Below are 26,543 nucleotides of genomic sequence, written 5' to 3'. Positions count from 1 at the left end.
AAACGTGTTCTAGTTTTGGGGCGTGAGCCAGTACGCGAAGTCGACGGCGAGCACCTACGAGTTGCCACATCTGGACGCGCTCGAGGCCGAGTCGGCACATATATTCCGGGAAGTCGCCGCGACCTTCGAACGGCCGGTGCTGCTGTTCTCCGGCGGCAAGGATTCGGTGGTCATGCTGCACCTCGCGGCCAAGGCCTTCTGGCCGGCGCCGCTGCCGTTCCCGGTGCTGCATATCGATACCGGACACAATTTCGACGAGGTCATCGAATACCGCGACCGCACCGTCGAGCGGCTCGGTCTGCGACTCGTGGTCGCGAGTGTGCAGGACGATATAGACGCAGGCCGGGTAAAGGAGGAGACCGGACCGCGCGCCTCCCGAAACCGTTTGCAGACAGCCACGTTGCTGCGCTCGATCCGCGAGGGCGGATATGACGCGGTATTCGGCGGCGCGCGCCGCGACGAGGAGAAGGCGCGCGCCAAGGAGCGCGTATTCAGCTTCCGCGACGAATACGGGCAGTGGGATCCGCGCAATCAGCGACCGGAACTGTGGAATCTCTACAACGGTCGCCACAGCAAGGGCGAACACATCCGGGTGTTCCCGCTGTCCAATTGGACCGAACTCGATATCTGGCATTACATCGCCGCCGAAGCCATCGAGCTGCCGCCGCTCTACTACGCGCACCGCCGAAAGGTCGTCCAACGCGACGGAATGTTATTGGCGCACACGCGATTTCTCACCTTGCTCGACGGTGAGCAGCCGTATGAGAGCACGGTGCGATTCCGGACGGTCGGCGATGCGACCTGCACCGGATGTGTCGAATCGACCGCGGCGAACCCCGCGGATGTGGTCACCGAAGTCGCCGCCACCCGAGTCACCGAGCGCGGCGCCACCCGCGCCGATGACCGTATTTCCGAGGCAGGCATGGAAGACCGCAAACGGGAAGGGTATTTCTGATGACGACCACCACCCTGCTGCGCCTGGCCACCGCGGGCAGCGTCGATGACGGTAAGTCGACGCTGATCGGCCGTCTGCTGTTCGACTCCAAGACGATCTTCACCGATCAGCTCGCCGCGGTAGAGCGGACCAGTAAGGCGCGCGGTGACGACTATCCGGATCTGGCGTTGCTCACCGATGGCCTGCGCGCCGAACGCGAACAGGGCATCACCATCGACGTTGCGCACCGCTACTTCGCCACGCCCCGGCGCAAATTCATCATCGCCGACACACCCGGCCACATCCAGTACACCCGCAATATGGTCACCGGCGCCTCCACCGCCGATCTCGCGCTGATCCTGGTGGACGCGCGCAAGGGCATTGTGGAACAGACTCGGCGGCATGCCTTCCTGGCCAGTCTGCTCGGCATCCCGCACCTGGTGGTGTGCGTGAACAAAATGGATCTGGCCGGCTGGTCGCAGGACCGGTTCGAGGAAATCCGCGAGGAATTCGCCAGCTTCGCGACGAAACTCGAGGTCGCCGATCTGAGCTTCATCCCGATGTCGGCACTGCACGGGGACAATATCGTGCATCGCGGTGCGAGCATGCCCTGGTACGAGGGCTCGCCGCTACTGCACCACCTCGAGGAGGTGCATATCGCCTCCGACCGTAATCTCATCGACGCGCGGTTCCCGGTGCAGTATGTAACCCGCAGGCACGCAGAGGATTTCCGGGGGTATGCAGGCACTGTGTCGGGTGGTGTCTTCAAGCCGGGTGACGAAGTCGCGGTGCTGCCTTCCGGATTCACCACAACGGTCGAGGCGATCTGGGGTCCAGGCGGAACACCGATCACCGAAGCCTTTCCGCCGCAGGCCGTTACCATCCAACTCACCGACCAACTCGACGTCTCCCGTGGCGATCTGATCTGCCGCCCCGCGAACCGGCCCCATGTCGGACGCGATCTGGACGCGATGGTGTGCTGGTTCGCCGAGGACTCCGATCTCACCCCCGGTGCCACCTACACCATCCGGCACACCACCCGCACCGCGACCGCCGAGGTGCGCAGCCTGGACTACCGGCTCGACGTCAATACCCTGCATCGCGATGAGAGCGCGAATTCGTTGTCGCTCAACGAAATCGGACGCATTCAGCTGCGCACACGCCAGCCGCTGCTGTTCGATCCGTACCGCCGCAACCGCATCACTGGCAGCTTCATCCTCGTCGACGACACCACCAACAACACCGTCGCCGCGGGCATGATCACCGGGCCGACCTTGCCCTCCTCTCGTGTCGTCTGGCATGCCACCGCTGTCGGCCGCGACGAGCGCCCGACAGCAGGGCTGACGGTCTGGTTGACCGGCCTGTCCGGCTCCGGAAAGTCCTCCGTCGCAGTGGAACTGGAACGTCGCCTGGTCGCGGCGGGCCGTCCGGCCTTCCTGCTCGACGGTGACAATCTGCGGCACGGCCTCAATGCCGACCTCGGCTTCGGCGCGGCTGATCGCGTCGAGAACATCCGCCGCGTGGGCGAAGTGGCGCGACTGTTCGCCGAAGCCGGTGTGGTCGCGGTGGTTTCCCTGATCAGTCCCTACGCCGCCGATCGCAATAAGGTACGGGCCGTGCACGATACCGCGGGCATCCCGTTCGTCGAAATCTTCGTGGATACACCACTGGAGATCTGCGAGGCCCGCGACCCCAAGGGCATGTACGCCAAGGCCCGGGCCGGTGAGATCCGCGGCTTCACCGGCATCGACGATCCCTACGAGGCACCCACCCGAGCCGAACTGGTGCTGCGTCCCGAGGACGGCGATCCGGCGGCCATGGCCGCGGCCATCCTCGCCAAGCTGGCGGATCTCGAATGATGCACCCGGTCAGGGATTCGCCCGCAGCGCGGCACCGAACCATTCGAACACCGGACCAAGTGTCGGCGGGACGGGCCAGCCATTGATGATCGAGAGGAGTTGCCAGTAGCGTTCGGCGCGTGGGTCTCCCGCGACGTCGAGGCGGAGCAGCAGCCAGTTCCGTAGCTCGGCGTCATCTGGGCGGCCGAATGTCGTCGCATATGCGGCGGTCAGCTCATCGACAATGAGCTGGGCCGCAACCGACGACGGCGCTGTGCCCGCCGCGAGCGCCTGACCGACTCGTTCGCGCACGAGTTCGGTCAGCTCGTGGTGCAGGCCGGTGGTGTCGCCTTCGGCGCGCTGTGCGGCCTGATATTCAGCCATGCGGCGCACCGATGCGCGGAAATCCGGATCTCGGGTGAGTTCGGCGAGTTCCACCCAGGCCCGCACCTGGGCGGGTGCCGGGTCGTCGGGCAGTTCCGGCATTGTCGAGCGGATGAGGTCGACGAATTCCGGGTTCGCATCGGTACCACCGAAGGTGTCTTCGACGAATTCGGTAATGAGGCGGCGCTTTTCGGCGTCTGAGAGTTCGACGAGCTTGTGCATGAGTTCCATCTCCTCAGGGGTCGAGCCCCGCTCGGCTATCGCTCGTAACACCGTGCGTCGCACTCGGAGTGTGCTGATCTGGAATTCCAGCGCGTCGGCATGGGCGGCCGCGACCTCGGGCACCGTCAGTTTGCGGTCGAGCACCTGTCGGATGGCGTGCAGATCGATCCCGAGTTCACGCAGGGTGCGCACCAGTTGCAGGCGGGCGAGCGCATCGTCGTCGTAGAGCCGGTAACCGGCGGGGCTGTGGGTGGTCGGCGGCACGACACCGGTGTCGGCGTAGAACCGAATGGTCTTGACCGAGAGACCGGTCCGTTCGGCCATCGTGCCGATCGGATAAAGCGTGTCGCCGTCCATACCTCTACCCTCCTGTCTCCCCTTGGTGGAGACGCAAATTCCCCGGTCGGTGGCCTCAGCCGATGGTGCGGAAGAACTCGCGGATATCGCCGATCAGCAGGTCGGGAACCTCGAGTGCCGGGAAATGGCCACCGGAGTAGAACTCCGACCAGTGGGTGATGTTGTGCGCCTTCTCCGCGAAGCGGCGGATCGCGTAGTCGCCGTCCTTGAAGACCGCGACACCGGTGGGCACCGTGCCCTTCGGCGTGGGCGCGAACATCGCGGCATCGTGGAACCGCTCGTAGTAGAAGTTGGCCACGCTGCGCGCGGTATCAGTGAACCAGTAGATGCTCACATTCGCCAGCATGCGATCCCGGTCGATGCCCTGTTCCGGCAGATCGTGCGACTGGTCGATCCACTCCTTGTACTTCTCGACGATCCAGCCGAGCTGCCCGGCCGGGGAATCGGCCAACAACTGCGCGATGGTGTTCGGGCGCGAACCATTGAGATTCATATAGGCCGAGCCGTCCTTCTGGAAGCTCTGCATGCGTGCCAGCCGCTGCTGCTCGGCCTCGGTGAGCGCGGCCATATCGGCCGGATCGCCGGTCGGGAAGGTGACCAGCGCATTGACGTGCACGCCGAGCACATGCGCGCCATCGAGGCGGGCCAGCCGCGGGGCCAGAAACGCGCCGTGGTCGCCACCGTGCACCCCGTACCGGTCGTAGCCGAGGCGAGCCATCAGTTCCGCCAGGGCCGCCGCGACCCGGCCGTCATGCCAGCCCGCCTCGGTGATCGGACCGGAGAAGCCATGGCCCGGCAGCGACGCAATGACCAAGTGGAAGGCGGGCACGTCGGCGTGACCGTGCGCCTTCGGATCGGTCAGCGGGCCGATCAGATCCAGAAAATCGATCACCGAGCTGGGCCAGCCGTGCAGCAACAGCAGCGGGGTGGCATCGGCTTCGGCGGACCGCACGTGCAGGAAGTGCACATCCTGCCCGTCAATAGTGGTGCTGAACTGCGGGTATTCGTTGAGCTCCGCCTCGGTCGTGCGCCAGTCGAACTTCTCGGCCCAGTAACCGGCGAGCTCGCGCAGATAGGCGGTGGGCACGCCGCGCTCCCAGCCGGTGCCGGGCAGGTCGTCGATCCAGCGGGTGCGGGTCAGCCGCTCGCGCAGATCGTCGATATCGGTCTGGGGGATCTCGATGCGGAAGGGGCGGATTTCGTTGTTCGTCATGTGATCGACTCTGCTGGTAACGGGGGTGCCGACGAATCACGAGAATTCGTTATCTTCGGGTCCACGGCTCTTTACGTTGGCACCGAGCTCTTGATCCGGGCATGATCGCGTGGTGTTGAGCGTTCCCGACCGCGGTGCCTTCGTCGGGCGAGCAGCAGAGGTCTCCGCGCTCCAGAGTGCGTACCAGGACGAGTTGGTGCATACCGTGCTGATCGCCGGTGAGCCCGGTCTCGGCAAGTCGCGGCTGGTCAGCGAATTCACCTCGCGGCTCGGCTCGGATGTGCTGGTACTGACCGGCCGGTGTCCGGAGTTCGGCGCGAGCGGAGTGCCGTTCGCGCCGTTCGTCACGATCATGCGCGCTCTGGTGCGGCGGATCGGCGTCGACGAGCTGACCGCACTACTTCCAGTCGCTCGCCCCGCGCTCTCACGCTGGCTGCCCGAGCTTGCGATGCGCACCGGCGCGGCCGAGCCCGAATCGGATCGGATCCGGTTGTTCGGCGAGATCCTCACGGTATTCGAGCAACTGGCGATCTCGCAGCCGGTGGTGCTCGTCCTGGAGGATCTGCACTGGGCCGATGATTCGAGCCGCGAACTGCTGGCCTTCCTCATCGCGAATCTCACCCAGCGCGATCTGCTCCTGATCGGCACCTACCGGCCTACCGATTCAGAGCCGCTGCGTCGACTCGTCACCGGGCTGCGCCGTGATCCCGGTGTGCGCGTACTGAATCCGGAGCCGCTGACCAAACACGAGGTCGGGCGTCAACTCGCCGCGGTGCTCAACCGCGAACCCGAACCCGGGGTTGTCACCCGAGTCTTCCAGCGCAGCAAGGGAATTCCGCTCTTCGTCGAGGCGCTGGGGCGAGCGCTGCAGGAGGATCCCGACCGCGTACCGACGGACCTGTCCGACCTGCTGCTGGGCTATCAGGCCGGGCTGACCGAGGATGCCAAGGCGCTCCTGCGACTCGCCGCCACCACGGGTTCGCCGGTGCGGGCCGGGTTACTGGAATCCGCGACAGACCTGTCCGAAGACGCGCTGCATCTAGCACTGCGCCAGCTCACCGACCACCGGTTGCTGCTCGCCACTGATAGCGGCTACGAGTTCCGGCACAGTCTGATTCGCGATGCCGTCTATGACGATATGCTGCCGGTCGAGCGAAAGCGCTTGCACACCAGGCTTTCTCAGGTACTGCTCGCAGAAGAGGCGCTGCAGGCCGGTGACCAGCGGCAGGGTGAGCTGGCCTATCACGCGTACGCTGCGGGCGATCTGCCACACGCACTCGTGGCATCCTGGTGTGCCGCAACAGAATCCGAAGGGGCACAAAGCGAACGCGTGCGCCAGCTGGACCGCGTAGTGGAGCTGTGGGACCGCGTGCCCGATGCGGCGACGCTGGTCGAGGCCGATCGGCTCATCGTGTTGGAACGCATTGTCGAGGCATGCTTTCACGGTGGCATCGTCGAACGCGGCGTGGCGGCTGCCGATGAGGCGCTGAAACTGCTGGATGACTCGGAAGCACCGGAGCGGGCTGCACGCCTGTACTACTACCGTGCGGGCCTGGAGAATCAGAGCAGCGGCGGTTCCGTCGATGATCTCACCCGGGCATTGGAGTTATTGCCCGCGCATCCGCCGAGTGTGCTGCGTGGTGAGGTGCTCGCAACGCTCGCCGCATCTCGTGTCTTCAACGGTGACGCCGTCGGGGCCGCGCGCGATGCCCGCGCCGCGGTGGAGGTCGCCGAGCAGACCGGCACGCCGGCGCTCGCCGCACGCGGCTATGCCTACCAGGGGCTCGCAGCGGCCGCCGGAAATGGCTCCGCCGTCGCGTATTTCGAGCAGGCGCATGCTGCGGCGAACGATTCGCAGACATTGTTGACTGTGGTGCTGTGGGAGTCGGCGGCGCTGGTCGCGGCGGGCGAATACCAGGCAGCCATCGAGGCAATCGAACAGGGTTTGCGGGCCGCCCATGAAACCTTTCGTTTCGCCGATGCCGCACCCATCCTGCTGGTGAAATGGGCTCAGGCGTTGGCCGGACTCGGACGCTGGCCGGAGGCGCTGGGCCTCATCGACGAATCGCTAACCGAGCAGCTACCGCCACTCAGCACGGCCGCGCTGCTGCTCTGTCACGCGAGAATCGTGCTGGCGCAGGGCTCTTCGGCCGCGGCAATCAGCAGTGCCGACACCGCAGCGACACTCTTGAGCGACGGACCGTGGGCGCGCCAGTACCAGCTCCAATTGCGCACGGTGCGAACCGAAATCGCGATCGCGGAAGGACAATTCCCACATGCCGGTGAGATCGTCGCCGAGACGCTGGCGGCCGATGACCTCGCCACCCACCACCACGAGGCATGGCAATTGCTCGCGACCGCGGCCCGGATCACGAACGCGCCAACGGAACTCGCGTCCACCGCCGACCGGTTGCCGGTGACCACCGCGGTCGATACGGCCTACCATGCTGTCGTCACCGCCAGCAGAAACAGCGATCCGGCCGCCTGGCACCAGGCGGTATCCGCATGGCGCGCCATCGATCAACGCTACGACCTGGCTCGCAGCCTGCTCAGCGCCGCCGAAGCCGAACTGGCGGTCGGCAATCGCGCCGCCGCCCGAGAACCCCTGCGCGAAGCCGCCGAACTCGCGGCGGATTTGGGGGCGGCACCATTGACCAACGCGGTTGAGCAGGTGGCCGAGCGCGCCAGGGTGGTGCTCCAGGTAGCCCGGCCGGAACCGGCGAACGAACCGCCGCGCACCTTCGGCCTGACACCACGCGAGATCGACGTATTACGTTTGGTCGCACAAGGGTTGAGCAATCGCCAGATCGCAGCCGAGCTGTTCATCAGCGGCAATACCGCGGGCGTGCACGTATCGCGCATCCTCACCAAACTCGGTGCCGCGACGCGAACCGAAGCTGCCGCCGTTGCCCGCAAACACGGTCTCATCGTGCCTGACTGAAGCAGCACGGGAGAGATCAGAACCGTCCCCGGCCACGCACGGCCGGGGACGGGAGTTGTGACGGGCACACGTCACAACAGCCAGCCCGGTCGGTTGTCGACCCACACGACCGGCCGGGGGATAGTGCCGTCGCCGATGCACGCCCACAACGTGGAGGCGGGCATCCCGTGGTAGCGGGCTCTGATGGCGGCGGTGTCTGCGAATTGCACAACTGGCGGCCGCAGGAACGGGTCGCCGCCGGGAACCCATCCGTCGATGCAGGCCATCGACCAGCCCGGCTGGTCGCCGACTTGAATGTCGGGTGAGGGCACCCAGATGTGGGTGCCGTGCCGCCAAGAGCACAGCCTCGACGCGGGCACGCCAACGATCAACGCGAACTGGACCAGACCGAAGTAGCGACGGATCCCGGCGTCGCGTGAGTCCGGCCGGTACGCGGCTGCCGTCGGCATCCGGCTGGCGGGAATCCTCACTGATCGGCCCACTCCCGGGCAGCGTCTGCGATGCGCTCGAGTAGTTCGACCGGCAGATCCACCGGAGCTGGCGGCCCAACGAACGGGATCCGCTGCGGCAGTTCGGTATCGACGACAGTCGTGGCGTCGACGTCGATGAACGCCGCTTCTAACGCGGGAGTGGTTTCCAATCCGGCGGCAGGCATCTCGATGGCGTCGAATTCCTCGACCCATCCATCGTCACCGACGAGACCGAAAGTGCCGTCACTGAATTCGATCAGGCCGCTCATCGGACGGCTTCCCGGGTTGGCTGGAGCTTCCCCGCTTCAGCGCGGATCCAGTAGGCGGTGTTCTTGGCATCGCAGATGTCGCGGCTGCACTCGAGGTGGTCTTGCAGGACGTAGCCAGCTTCTTCGACGGTGCATCCGCTGGGCGGTGCGGGGTGAATACGCGCGGTTTCACCGGTGACGCGCTCGAGGATGTCAGTAGCCGGGACCGCCTCATCCGGAATGGCACCGGAGCCGAGCAGGTAGGGCAGGCCGTAGAAGACTAGCCACAGGAAGAACACGACCGTGGCGGCGACAACCATGACTGTGACGAGTTCAGCGGGCATCGAGTGGTCCCCTCGGGTGCATTGTGCGGTTTAGTGCGCACGCATCGCGGATCTCGAATCGCTGTGACCTCGGGGCCGCAGCGTCGACGTCGTGCGCTGACTGGAACGGTCGCACCCCTCGACGCCGTCGAAGTATCACCAAAGTGCCACCGCATGACACTGAAGTGTCAATGGTGTTGACACCGCGATGCCGCTACCCTGATGGAGGCATGGGGGCAACCTTCAACTTCAAGGAACTCGAGCCATGGCAATGGGTCTCGGCATAGGCAAGCGAATCGCCCGCGAACGTCGCGTTGCTGGAATGACACAGCTACAGCTAGCTCGGGCTATTGACTACAGCCCCTCTATGGTGCGCAAGGTCGAGCAGGATCTGAAGATCCCGACGCCGGGATTCATTGCTGCCGTCGCTCGCGTGTGCGACATCGACCAGGAGGTACTGCGAGGCACGCCATTCCGGGACACCCTCGAAGAAGATGGCCCGCTCGAGGGCATCGCCGAATTGCGCGCGATCCTCTGCGAAGGCGAATATGTTCGCGCCGTAGAGCCGCCGCCGCTCGCAGAGTTGCAGGCAGCGATGAAGGTGATCAACGACGACGACCGCAAGGGCAAGAGCCGTCGCGCGCTGGCGAATCTGCCAGCGTTGATCCGACAGACGTATGGCGCTTTACGTGACAACCCAAGCCCCGAGGTGTACGACCTGCTGTGCAACGCATTCAATGCGGCCGACCGGATGTGTCGTCGCTTCGGCTTCATGTCGTTGACTATTCCCGCGGTCGACCGCTATGACTGGGCGGCAGCACATTCTGGCGACCGCCTCGCGGTCGCCGTCGGCAAGGTGATGCGTACCCGGTTGCTTGTCTATCAAGACAGCACCGACCTGGCGTTGATGCTCGTTGACAAAGCGCTGGTAGAGGCGCAAGGCGACAGTGACGATGCGCTTTCGGTTATGGGGGCGGCACACCTCGCGGGTGCCGTTGCCGCCGCTCGCGGGCTGCGGCTGGATACGGCGCGTGATCATATCGCCGAGGCGCGACTGATCGGTTCACGGTTGGGGTTCGAGACCCGCGCGTACGAGACGCTGTTCGGCCCGGCGAATACCGAGATCCATTCGGTCGGTGTCGAACTCGAAGCGGGCGACCCGGGACGCGCGGCACGTGAGGGTTCTGCCCTTATCCTTCCGCCGTCGATCGCGAAGACCCGCGCGGGCCACTTGTGGCAGGACATCGCCCGCGCCTGGGTGATGACAGGACAGCCGGATAAGGCGATCAAAGCACTCAACGTTGCGCGTAGGGTGGCTCCCCAGCAGACGAAGCTGCATCCGAGCGTGCGAGAGACACTCGGTGGAATCGCCGCCGCAGAGCGCCGCAGCACAGGAAGCACGGCAGAGTTCGCGCGCTGGCTGGGCGTCTCTGTTTGAGGATCTGGAATTCGTTTGTCGCTCTCCTGGATACCCGCGATGGGTACCAGCAAGCTTTCGGCTAGAAACTCCCAATAAACTGCCGCGGCAAGCACTGCTGCCCGGTACACCGATGCGCGAGGAAACGATCGCCGACTACGAAGCCCGCACTGCTGTCCGGTCCGCAACCCGCGCTTCAACGAAATCCCCTGCGCGGTCCTGCTTTACGTTCCGCTGCTGCGTATGTCCAGCCACCTCGGCACGGGCGATCCGCCCCAGGCCTGCACGGCCCGCCTGGACCAACTGCTCACCAAAGAAAGCTGAACCCCGATAATGGTCGGACTATGACCGAATCCCTACTCCACCAGCGCTTCCCCGAACTGGCCAGCACACTGCCCTTCGCCCGGCTCGGTATCGCGCCGACGCCGGTCCGCCCGCTGGACCTCGGCACCAACAGCACTGTGTGGTGCAAGGACGAAAGCGGGTACGGGTCCGGCGGCTGGGGTGGCAATAAGATCCGCAAGCTGGAGTGGCTATTGCCCGAGGCCCGACGGCGCGGTGCCCGCACCATTCTCACCTTCGGCGGCACCGGAACCAACTGGGGTCTGGCGACGGCGCTCTACGCGCGGGAGTTCGGCATCGACACCGCGCTGGCGCTGGTCGACCAACCCGTGGACGACCACGTCCGCGTGCAGCTGCGACGACTGGAAAACTCCGGCGCCACCCTATATTTCACGCACAGCAAGTTGCGCACCGTCCTGGCCGCACCGTGGCTGCTGCTGCGGCATATGCACGGGCGCACCCCACCGTATCTGCTGCCAGTAGGCGGATCGTCGCCGATCGGCGCACTCGGCTATGTCGAGGTCGCATTGGAACTGGCGGCGCAGATCACCGCGGGCGAACTACCGCAACCGACACATCTGGTGACCGCCGTCGGATCCGGTGGCACGGCAGCGGGTTTGGCCCTCGGCCTACGGCTTGCCGGGCTACGTACGCGAGTCGTCGGTGTCGTCGTAAACGACTCGCTTCCCCTCGACGATCGACACATTATCGAGCTGGCGAACCGCGCCGCGAGGGTGCTGCGCGCACGCGGCACGGAATTCACCGCGCCCGAGCTGCGCCCGGACGACGTGACGATGGTGCGTGACTGGCTCGGTCCCGGCTACGGCCATGAAACCCCGGTCGCCATTGCCGCGAAGAAGCTCGCCGCGACCAACGGGCTGGAATTGGAAACCGTCTACACTGCAAAGGCTTTGGCCGGACTCCTGGCGATGGATACCCGTGGCGACTTCGGCAACGGACCCGTTCTGTTCCTCGATACCTACGGGCCGCGCTGATCCGGGTCCAGTCCCAGAATGACGGCCAGCACCGCGCGCAACCGCTCCACATCGCCGCGAAGGCCGGTCACCGCATCCTGATACAGGAAGGCCTCGATGAGCCGGACCAGCGCATAGGCGAAGGTCTGGGTATCGACCCGGTTCTGGTAGCCCTCCACCATCGCGGTATCCAGAATTTCGGCGACCACCCCGACCACCTTCGGCTGGACCGGCCCATCGCTGGTGGTGATTATGCGGCCCGCGGTGGCCTGTTCGGTCGCGATGAAATACCGGTATGCCTCGCTGCGCGTCATCCACTGCGCCGCCCGGTCCAACAGAGCGAGTACCCGCCGCGCGCCGGTGCCGTCGACGCGCGTCTGCGCCGCGACGACCATCCGCTCGAATTCCGACACCATGACCGCGCCGAGCAGTCCGTCTCGCGAACCGAACCAGCGGTAGATGGTCGCGCGCGACAATCCGAGTTCGGCCGCGATCGCCTGCACATCGACCCGCTCACAGGCCAGGAACTGGGCGCTGGCCGCGGCGAGCACCTGAGCCTGGGAGGCGGCGGCGGGACGACCGACGGGTCGGGCGGCACCGGTGGTTGTGGTCATCCCAGCCCTGGGATCGATTCGCGACACATGCGTAGTAATGTACCAAACCGACCCGAGCGAGTACCGCGCCCGTCTGGGCCAGTGCTCCGCCACTGCGAGAGGATGTGCCCGTGCGCTCGACCCTGATCTCCCGTAGGGACCTGGACTTCCTGCTCTACGAATGGCTGCGGGTCGAGGAGCTCACGGCGCTGCCCCGGTTCACCGAACACTCCAGAGAGACCTTCGACGGCTTTCTCGACCTCTGCGAGGATCTGGCCACCCAGCACTTCGCCACTCACAACAAGCGCAACGACAGCAATGAGCCGACCTTCGACGGCGAGAAGGTCACTATCATCCCGGAGGTGAAGGCCGCGATCGAGACCTTCGCCAAGGCCAATCTCATCGGCGCCGCGATGGATGAGGAGATCGGCGGGCTGCAGCTGCCCGCCACCGTGGAGGCCGCCGGATTCTGCTGGTTCCAGGCCGCCAATGTCGGCACCGCCGGCTATCTGTTCCTGACCGTCGGCAATGCCAATCTCCTTGCCGCGCATGGGACTCCGGAGCAGATCGACCGCTTCGTCAAGCCCATGGTCGAGGGCAGGTTCACCGGGACGATGTGTCTGTCCGAACCGCAGGCGGGCTCGTCGCTGGCCGATATCGTCACCCGCGCCGAACCCCAGGCCGATGGCACCTACCGCCTGTTCGGCTCGAAAATGTGGATCTCCGGCGGCGATCACGAGCTGACCGACAATATCGTGCACCTCGTCCTGGCCAAGATTCCGGGCGGACCTGCCGGAACCAAGGGCATCTCGCTGTTCATCGTGCCGAAATACCTGGTGGCCGATGACGGTTCGCTCGGCGCGCGCAACGACGTGGTGCTGGCGGGTTTGAACCACAAGATGGGATATCGAGGCACCACCAATACGGTGCTGAATTTCGGTGAGGGCAAGCACAATCCGGATGGCGCGCCCGGCGCGGTGGGTTACCTCGTCGGCGAACCGCATCGCGGCCTGTCCTACATGTTCCACATGATGAACGAGGCACGCCTCGGCGTCGGTCTGGGCGCAACAGCGTTGGGCTACACCGGATATTTGAAATCGCTCGATTACGCCCGGGAACGCCGGCAGGGCCGCGCCGTCACCGCCAAGGATCCGTCCGCACCGCAGACGCCGATCATCGAACACGCCGATGTACGGCGAATGCTATTGGCGCAGAAGGCTTATGTCGAGGGCGCGCTCGCTCTGCTGCTCTACTGCAACCGCCTCGTCGACCTGGAACGCACCGCCACAGATCCGGCGGCCGAACGCGAGCACACGCTGCTGCTGGAAATTCTCACCGGCGTGGCGAAGAGCTGGCCGTCGCAATGGTGTCTGGAGGCAAATAGCCTCGCCATCCAGGTGCACGGCGGCTACGGCTACACCCGCGAATACGATGTCGAGCAGCATTACCGGGATAACCGCCTCAATCCCATCCACGAAGGCACGCACGGCATCCAGGGCCTGGATCTGTTGGGCCGCAAGGTGATCCAGCACGACGGCGCGAGCCTGCGGCTGCTGGCCGCACAGATCGAGCGGACCGTACTGGCGGCCACCGACGCCGGCGGCGAGTGGACCGAATTCGGCGGACAGCTCGATGCGGTCTGGCAGCGGCTGCTCACCGTCACCGGCTGGATGTTCGCCTCCGGCGATATCGCCGCCGCCATGGCCAATTCCAGCACCTACCTGGAGGCCTTCGGACACGTCGTGGTCGCCTGGATCTGGCTGGAGCAGGCACTGGCCGCGCACGGCAAACAAGGCGACTTCTACGACGGCAAGCGCGCCGCCGCCCGCTACTTCTTCCGCTACGAATTGCCCAAGACCACACCGCAATTGGATCTGCTGGAGCTGATGGACCGCACCACACTGGAGATGCGCGACGCCTGGTTCTGACCCGTCAGACGACCAGCGGTTGCCGTCCCGGGCGGGTGCGACGCCAGGCCACCACGAAGAAGACCAGCAGGCCGACCAGCGGTAGGGTGCCGATCGTCCAGCTCAGCGGCAGCGGCGGTCCGGGCTGGTCGAGCACGGTGACATCGCCGATGGTCCCTTCGCCGTGTCCGAGCGGGCCATCGATCGCGAAGGTGAAGGTGTAGGTGCCGGGCGCGTCGAAGGCCTTGACGTCCAAGCCCCAAGACTCGCGTTTGCGGGGATGGCGGACAAGGGGCGTGGCGCGGCGACCGGGCCTGATCGCTGGTCCGGTCAAGCGCAGCGTCCCGGATTTGTCGGCGATGCCGCCATCGGGCATGAAGGTGAAGTCCAGCGATTTCATCGCGCGGATCGGCCAGGTGGAGAAGCCGACGGTCACGCCGTACGGCCCCACCTGGACACGCTCGGTGTGCACAATCTCGACCGGCGCATAGGCGGAGGCGGGGGCGACGGCGATCAGCGACAGGGTGAGCACGGCCAGTACGGTGACGGTGAGCCTGCGGAGTACGGTCATCACGCTTCCTTCGTCGCGGGCAGCATGGTGGTGAACCGGCCGCCGAGGAATCCGGCGAGCAGGCCGAGCGGAATGCCGAGCAGCGTGATCGTCACGATGTCACCGAGGGCGATATGCGAGGTAGCGCGGACCAGATTCAACTGCAGCGGGAACGTCGCGCCGATGATGACGCCGGTCACGGCACCGGCCACCAAGACGATTTTGCGCGCATCGAAACCACGGGTACGGGCCAGCCAGAACAGTCCCTCGACCGCGACCGCCGCGACGATCAGGAACATCGGCATCATGACGGGCAGATCCGGCGGTCGTCCGGTGAGACCGTCACGCAGCGGCAGTCCGATCGCCGACGCGTAGGTTTCCGCGGCCCAGGGCGAGAACCACCAGAGCAACGCCTGCATCGCACCGAGCCAAACGGCGATGGCAATGGCCGCGCCCGCACGGGCCAACAGTGCCGCGCCGAGGATGAGCAGCATCGGCCCGAACGCGACGATGCCCAGGATGGTCGGATCGACGGGCAGGTGCAGGTTGTTCAATGCATTGGTGGGAATCGGGGCGAAGGTGATCAGGATCGGAATCGCGACGACGATGCCGCCGCGGCCCCAGCGGTGATCACGGTGGGCGGCGAAAACGATGATGCTGCCGATCATGGTGAGCGCATTGGACAGGAACAGCGCTACATGCGACGGGGTATTGAGCACCGCGTCGAAGCCGTAGATCGAATGCCACTCCAGATCGAGTAGGCCGTAGAGGAGGAATAGTGCCGCACCGGCTCCGGCGATCATATAGCCGAGCGGTGCGGTCAGGTTGCTGCCGAAGACACGGATAGGGGTGCCACCGAGACGAGGCACGGGCCGACCGGCACGTTGAGCCGAGGTCGCGATGAGAACCATGGCCAGGCTGACGAATCCGGATATCGCACTGCCGGAGTACAGGAACAGATGCGGCAGGGTGAAGAAGGTATCGGGGCCGACTTCGTTGTGCCACTCGATATCCCAGCTGAGTCCGATCAATGTGACTGCGGTTCCGAGTAGTACGCCCCAGGCGCCGATGCGCGCTGCGGTGGTGTCATCCGAGATCTCCGGTCCAGTGTCGGCTTCGACCGGTGCTGCGGTGCTCATGGTGCTCATTCCTCCTGATGTGTGCATGGTTTCAGCCGCCGACCCAGATCGGCACCGCGAGTTCGTCGACGCTGTCGTGTTCGTCGATCGATAGTCGAAGCTCCCACGGGCCGGTCATCATCAGTGGTACCGCTGCGACGTGGAAATGTCCCGGACCGGTGGCCATCGCCGCGACGGGCTCTCCGGCGTGGCCCGTGAGTGGCTGGTTCGCTTGAATACTCACTGCGGCATGGTCTTTCGTAGCGCCGGTGCGGTCGGTGACGCTGATATCGATTGCGGTGCTGCCGATTCGGACGCTGTCGATGGAAATGGTGACGAGATGTTGCGGGGAACCGGCTTTCAACACGAGCGGACCGGCCGGGCGCGGCCAGACGAACCAGGCGATGGCGGCCAGCACGATGACGACCGCTCCCCCCGGGAGAAGTACACCCTTCCGGGGTGCCGCTGTGTTCTCCGCTTGCCCGCTCATGGCCGTGCTCCCGCCGCGACATCGAGTACGACGGGGACGGTGAGCACGGTGTAGCGCCGTTCGACCTGGATCCAGAGGCGATAGCGTCCCGCGAGGGGAAAGGTGTACGTGAACGGCACATCGGGACCGTATGCGGCGACCGTCTCGTCAGGAGCGCTTTCGCCGTTGGCCGGTGGCATGAGCATGGTGCCGTGGCTCGCGGCGGGCTCGGTCATATCCATTCCCGCCATGTCCATCCCCGGCATTTCGGACTTACCCTGCATCGACGTCGCGCCCATCGAGTGGCCGTGCCCCCAGATGGGTGAAGTCTGCACGGCCGCACCGATATTCGGATCGTGGGGCAGCGGACCCGCCATTATCAGATGGCCGACCATGCCGAGCCACGGTTGCAGATCGGCGGCGTCGCCGAATTCGGCGGTGATAGTGGTCGGCACCCCCGCGACCGGCGTGGTCGTCCTGACAGTGACCTGGTTGCCGTCGACAACGGCTGACGCGGCCTTGTCACCGCCACCGAGATGCACTGTGGTACTGGCGGATTCCGGTGCCACAGCACCAGGCAAGACCGTGAATCCGCTTGCCGAGCGCACCATTTGCACACCACCGCCGCGCCGCGCCAACTCCGCGGACAGCGCGTATCGCCCGGCCTCGGGCGCTGCGAGATGAACGTGATACCGACCTGGTCCGGTCCGGATCGGGTGCAGATGCGACAGACGACCGGTCGGGCCTACCAGCAGCAGATGCATGAGCGCACTGTCGTGCACGACCAGATCGTCGACGAGCGCACCGGTGGCGGCATCGATCAGACCGAGCTCGAGATCGCCCGGCTGTCCGGCGGTCACGGTCCCACCGGCGACCGTGAGCAGTACCGGCGGCCGCGAAAAGTCCGAAATCAACGGCTGATTCACGGCATAGGGATCGGTGACATTGTCGAGCGAGGGATCGAGCTGAGCGCCGGGTTGCGGCGGCAACGGTAGCGATGCCGAAAGCAGTGCGGCCGTCACCGAAACCGCCACCCCGGCCACCATTCCGGCGGCCGGAACCAGCGCCCACACGCTGCGCCGAGCACGCATCGCGATCACCACGGCGACGGGCAGCAGTACGCCCGCCACCAGAAACCCGCCATACACCAAGCGCTCGGGCGGCGAGGTCACCTGCGCGGGCACGATGAACGGAATCCGCGCCACCCGCATACCGTCGCCGACGGCCAGTTCCCACGGCCCGGCGCGGTCCATTCGGACGGTCGCCGAATACATCCCCGGAGTGCCGCCCAGTTCGACAACCGCCTCGGCGGTGGGCGCTCCCGGTGCGGGCTGCGTCGATCGCGTCGAGACCCCGGTCGGAGTCGCCGCCAGCGTGAGTTGCCCGGGCGCGGTACCGGCATGGGTGACCACATCCACCCGCAACGGCCCCGGCACGCTGGTCACCCGGCGCAAGATGATCGTGAGCTCCCGATCACCGAGCGACTGCGCGACCGAAATATCCGAACCGGAGGCGGCCGAATCCGCCGATACCGAACCCACCCCCATCGACACCAACAACGCGCACACCCCTGCGACCAGCAAAGTACGACCAACACCGCCGACAACAGCCACGCCCGTCATGGTAGGGATGCGCGCCCGCCAGAACATCACCCCCAGTGGGGATTTCGCCTCCCCCACCGGAGTGATGCCGCCCTGGACCAGCATCCGGATAATCCCCCAACTCACCGCCGAAACCACCGCTGGGTCACCTGCTGATTCAATAACCAGAATCGGGGTGCGCCCGCGCGGCGCAAGCCCAAGCGCTGACCGCTGCCCATGGACGACGGTGCTGTCGACCCGACAACGAATGGGGTGTCGCGGGCAGTGATCCCCCTCGGCGGACCGCCACGGGGGAACCCAGCCAGAAGTGGCTGCTCTGGCAGCGTGTTGGTCAGAGCAATCATGGGGCTTTGTGCGCTGCGGAACCGACGCCCCGGGCTCACCCGCGCACGGTTGTTCCGAATCACCCAGATCGCCCGGCATTCGAATCTGTGTGATCGAAACTCGTCGGCCGCGAGCAGGGTGGCGCAATGGCCACTCCGAGACCTATCCGCCCAGGTCAGAGGCAGCAGGGAGCGGCGCAATAACATCCGCTGATTTATGGCGCTCGCTAGCGCGCATTTGGGCGTCCGAGCGGCAGCTATCGTCGCTATCCATGCAGGTCAGCGAGAGAAAGGTGGCGGAGGTGGGAGCCGAGGCGACGCCCGTGCGACGGTTGCGGGCCGACCAGGCGCGCCGGATAGCCGACGTGCTGCGTCATCAGATACATGCGGGGGCGTTCGATGACGTGCTGCCGAGTGAACAGCAGTTGGTCGCGGAATACGACGCGTCGCGCAACACTGTCCGCGACGCGCTCGCGCTGCTCAAGGACGAAGGGTTGATCGATCGGGTGCCGAAGGTCGGCACCCGGGTCGCCCGGCGCAAATACGATCACGGGCTGGACGCACTGCTCGGGCTGCAGGAAACTCTCAAGGGCCACGGCACCGTGCGCAACGAGGTGCGCGCCGCCATGCATATCACCGCACCACCCGCCGTCGCGCGCAAACTCGGCCTCAATCCCGGTGAGCGCGTGGTCTATATCGAACGACTGCGTTATCTCGCCGACCTGCCGCTGAGCCTGGATCTGACCTACCTGGCACCCGATATCGGCACCGAGATCCTCGGCCACGATCTCGAGACCAACGACATCTTCGTACTCATCGAACAGATCAGCGGCGGACCGCTCGGCTCGGCCGACCTGGCGCTGGAAGCGATTACCGCCGACGCGCACACCGCCGCCACCTTGGAAGCACCCGAGGGCGCCGCGCTGCTGATGCTCGAACGGCTGACCCGGCTCGATGACGGCAGACCGGTAGATCTGGAGTACATCCGCATGCGCGGGGACCGAATCACCATGCGCGGCAGCCTGATCCGCAGCACATCCGAATGGAAGGTCATCTGATGGCACTGGCGAACCAACGCACCGACATTCCCGTGACCATCGACGAATCACTATGCATCCAAGGTTGCACGCTGTGCGTGGAGATCTGCCCGCTCGACTCGCTGGCCATCAATCCGGAAAACGGTAAGGCCTTCATGCACGTGGACGAGTGCTGGTACTGCGGCCCATGCGCGGCCCGGTGTCCCACGGGCGCCGTCACCGTCAATATGCCCTATCTGTTGCGCTGAACGATCCGGAAGTCCCATGAAGAAACGCCTCGCTCCCCTGCTGCTCGCCGTCGCACTCGCCGTGGTGGGCTGCTCCCTGCAGAGTTCCGACAGCACCCCCGCCGGAACCGTCAAGGTCGTCGTCGGCTATCAGTCCAAGACCATCAATACCGTCACCGCCGGCACCCTGCTGCGCGCCCAGGGCTATCTGGAACAGCGGCTACAGAAGATCACCGACAGCGGCGGCGCCAAGTACCAGGTGGAGTGGCAGGACTACGACACCGGTGCGCCCATCACCGCGCAGATGCTGGCCGAGAAGATCGATATCGGATCGATGGGCGATTATCCGCTGTTGATCAACGGATCTCGCACCCAGTCCAATGAGCGCGCGAAGACAGCGTTCGTGTCAGTGACCGGCTACAACCCCAAGGGTGCGCTCAATATGGTTGTGGTCCCGCAAGATTCGGCGGCGACCAGGGTCGACGACTTGGCCGGGCAGAAGATTTCGGCCAGCGTCGGCTCGGCCGGACACGGCACCCTGGTGCAGGCGCTCTCGCGGGCCGGCGTCGATCCGGCCAAGGGTGTCGAGGTGCTCAACCAGCAGCCGCAGATCGGGGCGACCGCATTGGAATCGCACCAGGTCGGCGCGCTCGCGCAGTTCGTGGCCTGGCCCGGACTGCTGGTCTTCCAGAACAAGGCGAAATTGCTCTACGACGGTGCGGAATTGGGCGTGCCCACCTTCCACGGCGTGGTCGCACGACGCTCCTACACCGCCGACCATCCCGAGGTGCTGCAAGCCTTCCTCGCCGCCCAACTCGATGCCACGAAGTTCCTGAACGACAAGCCGTTCGAAGCCGCCAAGATCGTCGCCAACGGTTCCGGATTGCCGCAGGAAGTCGTGTACCTCTACAACGGGCCCGGCGGAACGTCTTTCGATACCACCCTCAAGCCCAGTCTGATCGACGCGTTCAAAGGCGATGTGCAGTATCTGAAGTCGATCGGCGACTTCGCCGAACTCGATATCGATAAGTTCGTCGATCCCGCGCCGCTGCGCAAAGCATTCGCCGACAACGGCGCGGGCGATTACGACCAAGCGGTGGCCTCCACTGTCAACCCGAGCCGTGTAGCCGGCACCGACCTGGTTTGCGCGCGTCCGGTGAGCAACGCCGCGCAGGCCGGTGAGCTGTGGCTCGACGGCACGGATCAACCGCAGCCAGCCGCCGATCCGACCTGCCTGCTGCGCGCGGTCCAGGCGGCCAAGGCACAGGGCAAGGCCATCCGCGCCGCCTATGTGCCCGATGCCGAACTCGGCACGCGCTGGTTCGCCGATAAGGCGGTGTGGCTGCGCGATGGTGCCAGCTTCCTGCCGTTCACGACACCCGCGGCCGCGCAGCGCTATCGGCAGGCGCACCCGGGCGCGACGGCGATCTCCTACGACCAGGCCGTCACGGAAGTGCGACCATGACCGCATCGCGCAGCGCCTCGATATTGACCGATGGCCGGGCAACGAGCGGGCGCACCGCGGACCCGGTCGGCCCAACCGCGACCAATGGTGATCAAACCGCCGAAGCACGTGGAAGTTCCGCATGGCGTACCCGGGCGCTCCAGGTGGCGTCGGTCGCGGCCGCGATCGGACTGTGGCAGCTGCTCACCGCCAATAATGTGCGGTGGTGGCTGCGCTTCGACACGCTGCCGACGGTCAACGAGATCATCCGCGAATTCGGCAAGCAGCTGCAGTCGGACCAGTTCTATGTCGATGTCGCGCAATCGCTGATCCGCATTCTCACCGGATTCGGGCTTGCGGCCGTGGTCGGTGTGGTCGCGGGCATCGGTCTCGGCCGCTCCGGGCTCTTCGCCGCGGTGTTCGGACCACTCACCGAATTGGCCCGGCCGATTCCGGCCATCGCGTTGGTGCCGGTGGCGATCCTGCTGTTCCCGAGCGACGAATCCGGCATCGTCTTCATCACCTTCATGGCATCGCTGTTCCCGGTGCTGGTCAGCACCCGGCACGCGGTGCGCGCACTGCCGACCATCTGGGAGGACGCACTGCGCACACTGGGCGCATCGCGCACCGATGTCCTTGTGCGAGTGGTATTCCCGGGCATCCTGCCCGGCGTCTTCAGCGGTCTGTCGGTGGGCATGGGCGTGGCATGGATCTGCCTCATCTCGGCCGAGATGATCTCCGGGCGACTCGGCATCGGCTACCGGACCTGGCAGGCCTACACCATCGTCGATTATCCGGCGGTATTCGTCGGCATGATCACCATCGGCATCCTCGGCTTCGGCACCTCCGGAATCGTGGAATTGGCCGGACGTCGAATCACCCGCTGGCTGCCGAGGGAGGTCGCCGAATGACCACGACAACCGCACCCGCTACCCCGACGACGACCGGGATGCGGTTGAGCCTGGACGGAATTCGCATCGCCTACGGCGGCAAAACGGTGCTCGAAAACCTCGAGCTGGCCATCACGCCCGGCGAAATCCTGGTCGTGGTCGGCAAATCCGGCTGCGGTAAGTCGACGCTGCTGCGGGCCATCGCCGGACTGCGCAAGCCGGACCAGGGCGTGATCCGCGCCGACAGCATCGCGGTGACCGGACCGTCCGCCGATCGGGCCCTGGTCTTCCAGGATGATGCGCTGCTGCCGTGGCGCACCGTGCGCCAGAACATCGAGCTCGCACTGCAGTTGCGCAAGGTACCGCGCACCGAACGCAAGGCGAGTGCCCGGCATTGGGTGGAGGAGGTCGGGCTCACCGGCTACGGCGACTATCTTCCGCGCGACCTCTCCGGCGGCATGCGTCAGCGAGTTCAACTGGCACGTAGTCTCGCCGGATCGCCGCGCGCGGTGCTGATGGACGAACCGTTCGGCGCACTCGACACCCAAACCCGAACAACCATGCAGCGCCTGCTGATCGATACCTGGCGCGCTCACCCCACCACCGTCGTATTCGTCACCCATGACCTGGACGAGGCGCTACTGCTCGGCGACCGCATCGCGGTACTCGGCGGCGGCGTACTGCACACCGTGGTCGATGTGCCCGAACCGCGCACACCCGCGGACCGCCGGTCGGTGAAGGCCGAAATCCTGGAGAAGTTGTGAATATTCCCGAGCTATCCGACCGGATCCGGCTCGACTGCGATGTGCTCGTCATCGGCGGCGGCACCGCCGGGACCATGGCCGCACTGACCGCCGCCGAAGCAGGCGCCGATGTGCTGCTGCTGGAGAAGGCGCACGTACGGCACTCCGGTGCGTTGGCCATGGGCATGGACGGGGTCAACAATGCGGTGATTCCGGGCAAGGCCGAGCCCGAGGACTACGTCGCCGAAATCACCAGGGCCAACGACGGAATCGTCAACCAACGCACCGTCTATCAGACCGCCACCCGCGGCTTCGCCATGGTGCAGCGACTGGAACGCTACGGCGTGAAGTTCGAGAAGGACGAGTACGGCGAGTACGCGGTGCGCCGGGTGCACCGCTCCGGGTCGTATGTGCTGCCCATGCCCGAGGGCAAGGATGTCAAGAAAGCACTGTATCGCGTACTGCGCCAACGCAAGATGCGCGAGAAGATCCGCATCGAGAACCGGCTCATGCCGGTGCGGGTGCTCACCGATGCTGGTCGCGCGGTCGGTGCGGCCGCATTGAATACGCGCACCGGCGAATTCGTGACGGTGGGCGCGAAGGCAGTTATTCTGGCGACCGGCCCGTCCGGCCGCTTGGGATTGCCCGCATCGGGTTATCTGTATGGCACCTATGAGAATCCGACCAATGCGGGCGACGGGTATTCGATGGCCTATCACGCCGGCGCGGAACTCAGCGGTATCGAATGCTTCCAGATCAATCCGCTCATCAAGGATTACAACGGTCCGGCCTGCGCCTATGTCGCCAATCCGTTCGGCGGGTACCAGGTGAACGCCAAGGGCGAACGCTTCGTCGACTCCGATTATTGGTCCGGACAGATGATGTCGGAGGTCAAGCGCGAGATCGAATCCGCGCGCGGCCCCATCTATCTCAAGGTGTCGCATCTGCCCGATGAGACGCTCACAACCCTCGAAGGCATTCTGCACACCACCGAACGCCCGACCCGCGGCACCTTCCACGCCAACCGCGGCCATGACTACCGCACCCACGATATCGAGATGCACATCTCCGAAATCGGTTTGTGCGGTGGACATTCCGCGTCCGGCGTGTGGGTCGACGAACATGCCCGCACCACCGTGCCCGGCCTCTATGCGGCCGGTGATCTGGCGTGCGTGCCGCACAACTACATGATCGGCGCTTTCGTATTCGGCGATCTAGCGGGCGGCCACGCCGCGACCACACTACCCGAAATCGCTGCGCCCGTTGAACTTCCGGAAGACCAGCTGGCGGAGGCCCACGAACTGATCTATCGACCGCTACATCAGCCCGACGGCCCGCCGCAGCCCCAGGTCGAGTACAAGCTGCGACGATTCGTGAACGACTATGTCGCGCCGCCGAAGACGGCCGCGAAACTGTCGATCGCGGTCGAGACCTTCGAGCGGATGCGCGGTGAGATCGCCGAAATCGGTGCCCGCACACCGCATGAGCTCATGCGCGCGGTCGAGGTTTCCTTCATCCGCGATTGCGCCGAAATGGCGGCGCGCAGTTCACTGACCCGCACCGAGTCACGGTGGGGTCTCTATCACGAACGTGCCGATCTGCCGCAGCGCGACGATACCGAGTGGCGTTATCACCTGAACCTGCGCAAGAACTCCGATGGCGCGATGGAATTCCTGAAGCGGCCGGTGGCGCCATATCTGGTACCGGTGCCCGGTCTCGATGACCTGCCCTCGACCGACACCACCGCGGTCCCGGTCGCGCAGCCGGAACTCATCGGTGGGCGCGCACCCGCCGACGCACCGCGCACCGTCCGCACATCGACCACACCACCGTCACCGCGACTGGTCAGCCTGCTCGCCCTGGATTCTCCTACAGTGCCGGACCTTTCGACCTATCTGTCCGATGCCGACGCCGGTGTTCGGGTGGCGGCACTGTCGGTCCTGACCGAGAACACCCCCGAGGGATTCACGTCGGTATTGATCGGCGCGCTCGACGATGACGCGGCATCCGTTCGCGCGGCGGCCGCGGCCAGCCTGCGCGAACTCGTTGAGGTGCTTCCCGATTCGACCGGTCTCGCCGATCGACTCCACTCCCCCGATCCCGTCGTCCGGGCGACCGTCGTGGATCTGCTGCGCGCGCTGCGAGCCGGATCCGCAGCGCAATTCGTTGCGGCGCTGACTGATTCGGATCATCGGGTGCGCATCGAGGCCGTGCGGGCGCTGGTGTCGCTCGATGACTGGCGGGCCGTTTCCGCCGCGGCGACCGATGAAAACCGCGAAGTACGCATTGCCGTCGCGCACGGGTTGTCGGCGATCGGCGGTCAGGGCACCGAAACCGCGCACGCCTTGGCCGAGGATCCGGATCCGCTCGTGCGTGCCGCCGCATTGGCCGCCTTCGCGAGTCTCGGTGTGACACAAGATGACACCCCGCTACTTGTCGGCGCGCTCGCACACTCGGCCTGGCAGGTCCGGGTGGGTGCGGCGCGGGGTCTCGCGGGCGCGGCCCCCGATCTCGGCGTCATCCCGCTTTCCGAAGCGTTGCATGATCCGCACCTCGACGTGCGCAAGGCGGCAGTGTTGTCGCTTGCCACTTGGCCGCACAGCGGGGCGGCGCATGATGCGCTGAAGCTCGCGATCGATGACACCGATGCGGATGTGCGCGCCTATGCACGCCGTGCGTTGGACAGTGCACACCCTCTGTCGTAGCCGCATATCGCTTGTGCGCTATGCGTCATCGCAACCGGGGTGCGACACTGCGCCGCTGCCCGACGGAACTGCGCGGCAGCGTCCTACTCAGGCCGCATCACCGCGGATTCCGGTCTGCCGCAGCGGTCGACCACACCCGCCTTGCTGAGTCGAAATCGATTTATGCGCAGCGGAATTGGAAGCTTGCGAGCGGCGTCGCGCCGGGTGCCACGTCGACCTGGACGTAGGCGATGCTCGCCAGCTCACAACCGGAGGGCACGGAGGTAACCTGCGCCTGGTAGCAGCCGTTCGGGAAGGCCTGCGTCGCGGTTCCATCGCCACCGGTTGTCAAGGTGGCAAGCACCGGGCCGGCGGCGCATGTGGTTATGCCGACCCCGACACCCGTCACCGGCAGTTGATCGGTGCCGGTGCTCGCCTGCACCTTCAGCGGACCGTCGCTCGGCGCCTGAGCACCGGCAGCGCCAGCGGGCAGCAGCATCGCCACCAGTGCGGCACCGAGTACGGACGTGACAAGCAGCGTGTTGCGCAAGCGGGTCTCCTTCGGCGGATGTGAGCGGATCCGGGCGATCACCCCCGCCACCGTATTCCAAACCGACCGGCACGGCCACGACCCGAAGCAGCCAGTCGCGCCGAGGATCAGGCGGGATCCGCGATAACCACCACGCCACTCGGCGCACCGACCAGCGAAACCGTCCGCGCGGCAGCATCATCCACGTGCACGCGCGGATGATCGGGCAGCTCGGATTCGTAGTACGTACCCGGACCATAGAATTGGCCGTACTTGACGACCACACCGCCGATATCGAGTACCGCGGCCTCATGTTCCTGGATGACGGCACCGCGACCGGCTGGCGGCTCCCACGCAATGCTCTGGGCGACAAAGCGTTTCGAGCCCGCAGCCTGCGCGGCGGCGATCAGATTGCGAGTGCCCTCGGAACGGATGCGCGCATTCGCACCGGCGAGTTCCGGGAGCAGCGCGGCATCGTCGGGGAGATCGGTGAGCTGATGCATCAACAGATCGGGCCCGAAGGCTACGACCGCGGCGATGAGCGCGTCGAGGTCGTACACATCGCAGACCACCGGTTCGGCACCGGCGGCACGCACCTGATCGGCCTTGGCCGCAGACCGGGTCATTCCCGCAACCTCGTGTCCGGCCTCGAGCAGCAAGGGCAATAACCGCGTTCCGATGACGCCGGTCGCGCCGGCCAGATAGATCCGCACCCGACCCACCCTAATTCCCCGGACCGAAGTGGGGAACGCCGCGTCGTTGCTG

24 protein-coding genes are annotated in these 26,543 nt (G+C 65.7%); 12 read left to right on the top strand and 12 right to left on the bottom strand.

The features are described 5' to 3' along the window. Window positions 1–22 precede the first annotated feature (22 nt). On the top strand, window positions 23–955 hold the full coding sequence (cysD, locus tag ACIBJI_RS15935) for a sulfate adenylyltransferase subunit CysD (protein WP_396955421.1): 933 nt from the start codon (window positions 23–25) through the stop codon (window positions 953–955). Next, window positions 955–2,793 carry an adenylyl-sulfate kinase gene (cysC, locus tag ACIBJI_RS15930; protein WP_364343534.1) on the top strand — a complete coding sequence of 613 codons (1,839 nt, stop codon included), beginning with the start codon at window positions 955–957 and terminating at the stop codon, window positions 2,791–2,793. Before cysD ends, cysC begins: the two co-directional genes overlap by 1 nt. Window positions 2,794–2,802: 9 nt before the next feature. On the opposite strand, the gene ACIBJI_RS15925 is transcribed toward cysC, so the two are convergent. Then, on the bottom strand, window positions 2,803–3,735 hold the full coding sequence (locus ACIBJI_RS15925; protein ID WP_396955419.1) for a MerR family transcriptional regulator: 933 nt from the start codon (window positions 3,733–3,735) through the stop codon (window positions 2,803–2,805). A gap of 55 nt (window positions 3,736–3,790) precedes the next feature. Continuing rightward, the gene (locus ACIBJI_RS15920; RefSeq protein ID WP_397084656.1) at window positions 3,791–4,948 is read right to left on the bottom strand and encodes an epoxide hydrolase family protein; all 1,158 of its coding nucleotides are present in this window, start codon (window positions 4,946–4,948) and stop codon (window positions 3,791–3,793) included. Window positions 4,949–5,060: 112 nt separating this feature from the next. Between ACIBJI_RS15920 and ACIBJI_RS15915 the strand changes: the two genes are divergently transcribed. Beyond that, window positions 5,061–7,889, top strand: coding sequence for an ATP-binding protein (locus ACIBJI_RS15915; RefSeq protein WP_397084654.1), 2,829 nt, complete (start codon window positions 5,061–5,063; stop codon window positions 7,887–7,889). 71 nt (window positions 7,890–7,960) lie between these two features. On the opposite strand, the gene ACIBJI_RS15910 is transcribed toward ACIBJI_RS15915, so the two are convergent. From ACIBJI_RS15910 to ACIBJI_RS15900, 3 genes are read right to left on the bottom strand one after another with little or no spacing between them, the layout of a single operon-like run. Beyond that, window positions 7,961–8,359: a hypothetical protein gene (locus ACIBJI_RS15910; RefSeq protein ID WP_397084652.1), complete on the bottom strand. Its 399-nt coding sequence runs from the start codon at window positions 8,357–8,359 to the stop codon at window positions 7,961–7,963. After that, window positions 8,356–8,628, bottom strand: a complete 273-nt coding sequence (locus ACIBJI_RS15905; protein ID WP_397084650.1) for a hypothetical protein — start codon at window positions 8,626–8,628, stop codon at window positions 8,356–8,358. The genes ACIBJI_RS15910 and ACIBJI_RS15905 overlap by 4 nt, the downstream gene beginning before the upstream one ends. Further along, a complete protein-coding gene (locus tag ACIBJI_RS15900; RefSeq protein WP_397084648.1) occupies window positions 8,625–8,951 on the bottom strand; it encodes a hypothetical protein in 327 nt (108 codons plus the stop codon). Before ACIBJI_RS15900 ends, ACIBJI_RS15905 begins: the two co-directional genes overlap by 4 nt. 244 nt (window positions 8,952–9,195) lie before the next feature. Between ACIBJI_RS15900 and ACIBJI_RS15895 the strand changes: the two genes are divergently transcribed. After that, on the top strand, window positions 9,196–10,368 hold the full coding sequence (locus ACIBJI_RS15895) for a multiprotein-bridging factor 1 family protein (RefSeq protein WP_396955416.1): 1,173 nt from the start codon (window positions 9,196–9,198) through the stop codon (window positions 10,366–10,368). Window positions 10,369–10,691: 323 nt separating this feature from the next. Continuing rightward, window positions 10,692–11,684, top strand: a complete 993-nt coding sequence (locus tag ACIBJI_RS15890; protein WP_397084646.1) for a 1-aminocyclopropane-1-carboxylate deaminase/D-cysteine desulfhydrase — start codon at window positions 10,692–10,694, stop codon at window positions 11,682–11,684. Here the strand turns inward: ACIBJI_RS15890 and ACIBJI_RS15885 are convergent. Continuing rightward, window positions 11,669–12,277 carry a QsdR family transcriptional regulator gene (locus ACIBJI_RS15885; RefSeq protein ID WP_364343561.1) on the bottom strand — a complete coding sequence of 203 codons (609 nt, stop codon included), beginning with the start codon at window positions 12,275–12,277 and terminating at the stop codon, window positions 11,669–11,671. The two genes, ACIBJI_RS15890 and ACIBJI_RS15885, sit on opposite strands and share 16 nt — an antisense overlap. A 110-nt stretch (window positions 12,278–12,387) precedes the next feature. On the opposite strand from ACIBJI_RS15885, the gene ACIBJI_RS15880 reads away from it, so the two are divergent. Continuing rightward, window positions 12,388–14,184 carry an acyl-CoA dehydrogenase gene (locus ACIBJI_RS15880; protein ID WP_364343564.1) on the top strand — a complete coding sequence of 599 codons (1,797 nt, stop codon included), beginning with the start codon at window positions 12,388–12,390 and terminating at the stop codon, window positions 14,182–14,184. Window positions 14,185–14,188: 4 nt separating this feature from the next. Here the strand turns inward: ACIBJI_RS15880 and ACIBJI_RS15875 are convergent, their stop codons facing one another. The 4 genes from ACIBJI_RS15875 to ACIBJI_RS15860 are packed head-to-tail and all read right to left on the bottom strand — an operon-like array spanning window position 14,189 to window position 18,027. Then, entirely contained in the window at window positions 14,189–14,734 is a 546-nt protein-coding gene (locus ACIBJI_RS15875) for a hypothetical protein (protein WP_396955414.1), read from the bottom strand. Further along, window positions 14,734–15,852, bottom strand: coding sequence for a hypothetical protein (locus ACIBJI_RS15870; protein WP_397084644.1), 1,119 nt, complete (start codon window positions 15,850–15,852; stop codon window positions 14,734–14,736). Before ACIBJI_RS15870 ends, ACIBJI_RS15875 begins: the two co-directional genes overlap by 1 nt. A gap of 31 nt (window positions 15,853–15,883) precedes the next feature. After that, window positions 15,884–16,321 carry a FixH family protein gene (locus ACIBJI_RS15865; RefSeq protein WP_396955413.1) on the bottom strand — a complete coding sequence of 146 codons (438 nt, stop codon included), beginning with the start codon at window positions 16,319–16,321 and terminating at the stop codon, window positions 15,884–15,886. Beyond that, the gene (locus tag ACIBJI_RS15860) at window positions 16,318–18,027 is read right to left on the bottom strand and encodes a hypothetical protein (protein WP_397084642.1); all 1,710 of its coding nucleotides are present in this window, start codon (window positions 18,025–18,027) and stop codon (window positions 16,318–16,320) included. The genes ACIBJI_RS15865 and ACIBJI_RS15860 overlap by 4 nt, the downstream gene beginning before the upstream one ends. A 469-nt stretch (window positions 18,028–18,496) precedes the next feature. Between ACIBJI_RS15860 and ACIBJI_RS15855 the strand changes: the two genes are divergently transcribed. From ACIBJI_RS15855 to ACIBJI_RS15830, 6 genes are read left to right on the top strand one after another with little or no spacing between them, the layout of a single operon-like run. Beyond that, a complete protein-coding gene (locus ACIBJI_RS15855) occupies window positions 18,497–19,282 on the top strand; it encodes a GntR family transcriptional regulator (RefSeq protein ID WP_364343579.1) in 786 nt (261 codons plus the stop codon). After that, window positions 19,282–19,509 (top strand): ferredoxin family protein, encoded by a 228-nt coding sequence (locus ACIBJI_RS15850; RefSeq protein ID WP_040689749.1) that lies wholly within the window; start codon window positions 19,282–19,284, stop codon window positions 19,507–19,509. Before ACIBJI_RS15855 ends, ACIBJI_RS15850 begins: the two co-directional genes overlap by 1 nt. 16 nt (window positions 19,510–19,525) lie before the next feature. After that, window positions 19,526–20,953, top strand: a complete 1,428-nt coding sequence (locus ACIBJI_RS15845; protein WP_397084640.1) for an ABC transporter substrate-binding protein — start codon at window positions 19,526–19,528, stop codon at window positions 20,951–20,953. Continuing rightward, the gene (locus ACIBJI_RS15840; protein ID WP_397084638.1) at window positions 20,950–21,843 is read left to right on the top strand and encodes an ABC transporter permease; all 894 of its coding nucleotides are present in this window, start codon (window positions 20,950–20,952) and stop codon (window positions 21,841–21,843) included. The genes ACIBJI_RS15845 and ACIBJI_RS15840 overlap by 4 nt, the downstream gene beginning before the upstream one ends. Further along, on the top strand, window positions 21,840–22,586 hold the full coding sequence (locus ACIBJI_RS15835) for an ABC transporter ATP-binding protein (RefSeq protein ID WP_397084636.1): 747 nt from the start codon (window positions 21,840–21,842) through the stop codon (window positions 22,584–22,586). Before ACIBJI_RS15840 ends, ACIBJI_RS15835 begins: the two co-directional genes overlap by 4 nt. Further along, window positions 22,583–25,270: a fumarate reductase/succinate dehydrogenase flavoprotein subunit gene (locus ACIBJI_RS15830; RefSeq protein WP_397084634.1), complete on the top strand. Its 2,688-nt coding sequence runs from the start codon at window positions 22,583–22,585 to the stop codon at window positions 25,268–25,270. The genes ACIBJI_RS15835 and ACIBJI_RS15830 overlap by 4 nt, the downstream gene beginning before the upstream one ends. 160 nt (window positions 25,271–25,430) lie before the next feature. Here ACIBJI_RS15830 and ACIBJI_RS15825 read toward each other — a convergent pair whose 3' ends face one another. Next, a complete protein-coding gene (locus tag ACIBJI_RS15825; RefSeq protein WP_364343596.1) occupies window positions 25,431–25,841 on the bottom strand; it encodes a hypothetical protein in 411 nt (136 codons plus the stop codon). A gap of 65 nt (window positions 25,842–25,906) precedes the next feature. Continuing rightward, on the bottom strand, window positions 25,907–26,491 hold the full coding sequence (locus tag ACIBJI_RS15820; protein WP_364343599.1) for an NAD(P)H-binding protein: 585 nt from the start codon (window positions 26,489–26,491) through the stop codon (window positions 25,907–25,909). Window positions 26,492–26,543 lie beyond the last annotated feature (52 nt).

Origin of the sequence: Nocardia sp. NPDC050408 (genome assembly GCF_044458905.1) — a bacterium.
GTDB lineage: Bacteria > Actinomycetota > Actinomycetes > Mycobacteriales > Mycobacteriaceae > Nocardia.
This window is presented reverse-complemented; position numbering and strand designations above follow the sequence as displayed.

Coding starts and splice junctions, on each gene's coding strand:
- ACIBJI_RS15870 (WP_397084644.1), bottom strand. CDS start 15,852: ATGAGCACCGCAGCACCGGTCGAAGCCGACACTGGACCGGAGATCTCG.
- ACIBJI_RS15875 (WP_396955414.1), bottom strand. CDS start 14,734: ATGACCGTACTCCGCAGGCTCACCGTCACCGTACTGGCCGTGCTCACC.
- ACIBJI_RS15835 (WP_397084636.1), top strand. CDS start 21,840: ATGACCACGACAACCGCACCCGCTACCCCGACGACGACCGGGATGCGG.
- ACIBJI_RS15855 (WP_364343579.1), top strand. CDS start 18,497: ATGCAGGTCAGCGAGAGAAAGGTGGCGGAGGTGGGAGCCGAGGCGACG.
- ACIBJI_RS15895 (WP_396955416.1), top strand. CDS start 9,196: ATGGCAATGGGTCTCGGCATAGGCAAGCGAATCGCCCGCGAACGTCGC.
- ACIBJI_RS15865 (WP_396955413.1), bottom strand. CDS start 16,321: ATGAGCGGGCAAGCGGAGAACACAGCGGCACCCCGGAAGGGTGTACTT.
- ACIBJI_RS15905 (WP_397084650.1), bottom strand. CDS start 8,628: ATGAGCGGCCTGATCGAATTCAGTGACGGCACTTTCGGTCTCGTCGGT.
- ACIBJI_RS15900 (WP_397084648.1), bottom strand. CDS start 8,951: ATGCCCGCTGAACTCGTCACAGTCATGGTTGTCGCCGCCACGGTCGTG.
- ACIBJI_RS15850 (WP_040689749.1), top strand. CDS start 19,282: ATGGCACTGGCGAACCAACGCACCGACATTCCCGTGACCATCGACGAA.
- ACIBJI_RS15920 (WP_397084656.1), bottom strand. CDS start 4,948: ATGACGAACAACGAAATCCGCCCCTTCCGCATCGAGATCCCCCAGACC.
- ACIBJI_RS15925 (WP_396955419.1), bottom strand. CDS start 3,735: ATGGACGGCGACACGCTTTATCCGATCGGCACGATGGCCGAACGGACC.
- ACIBJI_RS15845 (WP_397084640.1), top strand. CDS start 19,526: ATGAAGAAACGCCTCGCTCCCCTGCTGCTCGCCGTCGCACTCGCCGTG.
- ACIBJI_RS15890 (WP_397084646.1), top strand. CDS start 10,692: ATGACCGAATCCCTACTCCACCAGCGCTTCCCCGAACTGGCCAGCACA.
- ACIBJI_RS15840 (WP_397084638.1), top strand. CDS start 20,950: ATGACCGCATCGCGCAGCGCCTCGATATTGACCGATGGCCGGGCAACG.
- ACIBJI_RS15885 (WP_364343561.1), bottom strand. CDS start 12,277: ATGACCACAACCACCGGTGCCGCCCGACCCGTCGGTCGTCCCGCCGCC.
- cysC (WP_364343534.1), top strand. CDS start 955: ATGACGACCACCACCCTGCTGCGCCTGGCCACCGCGGGCAGCGTCGAT.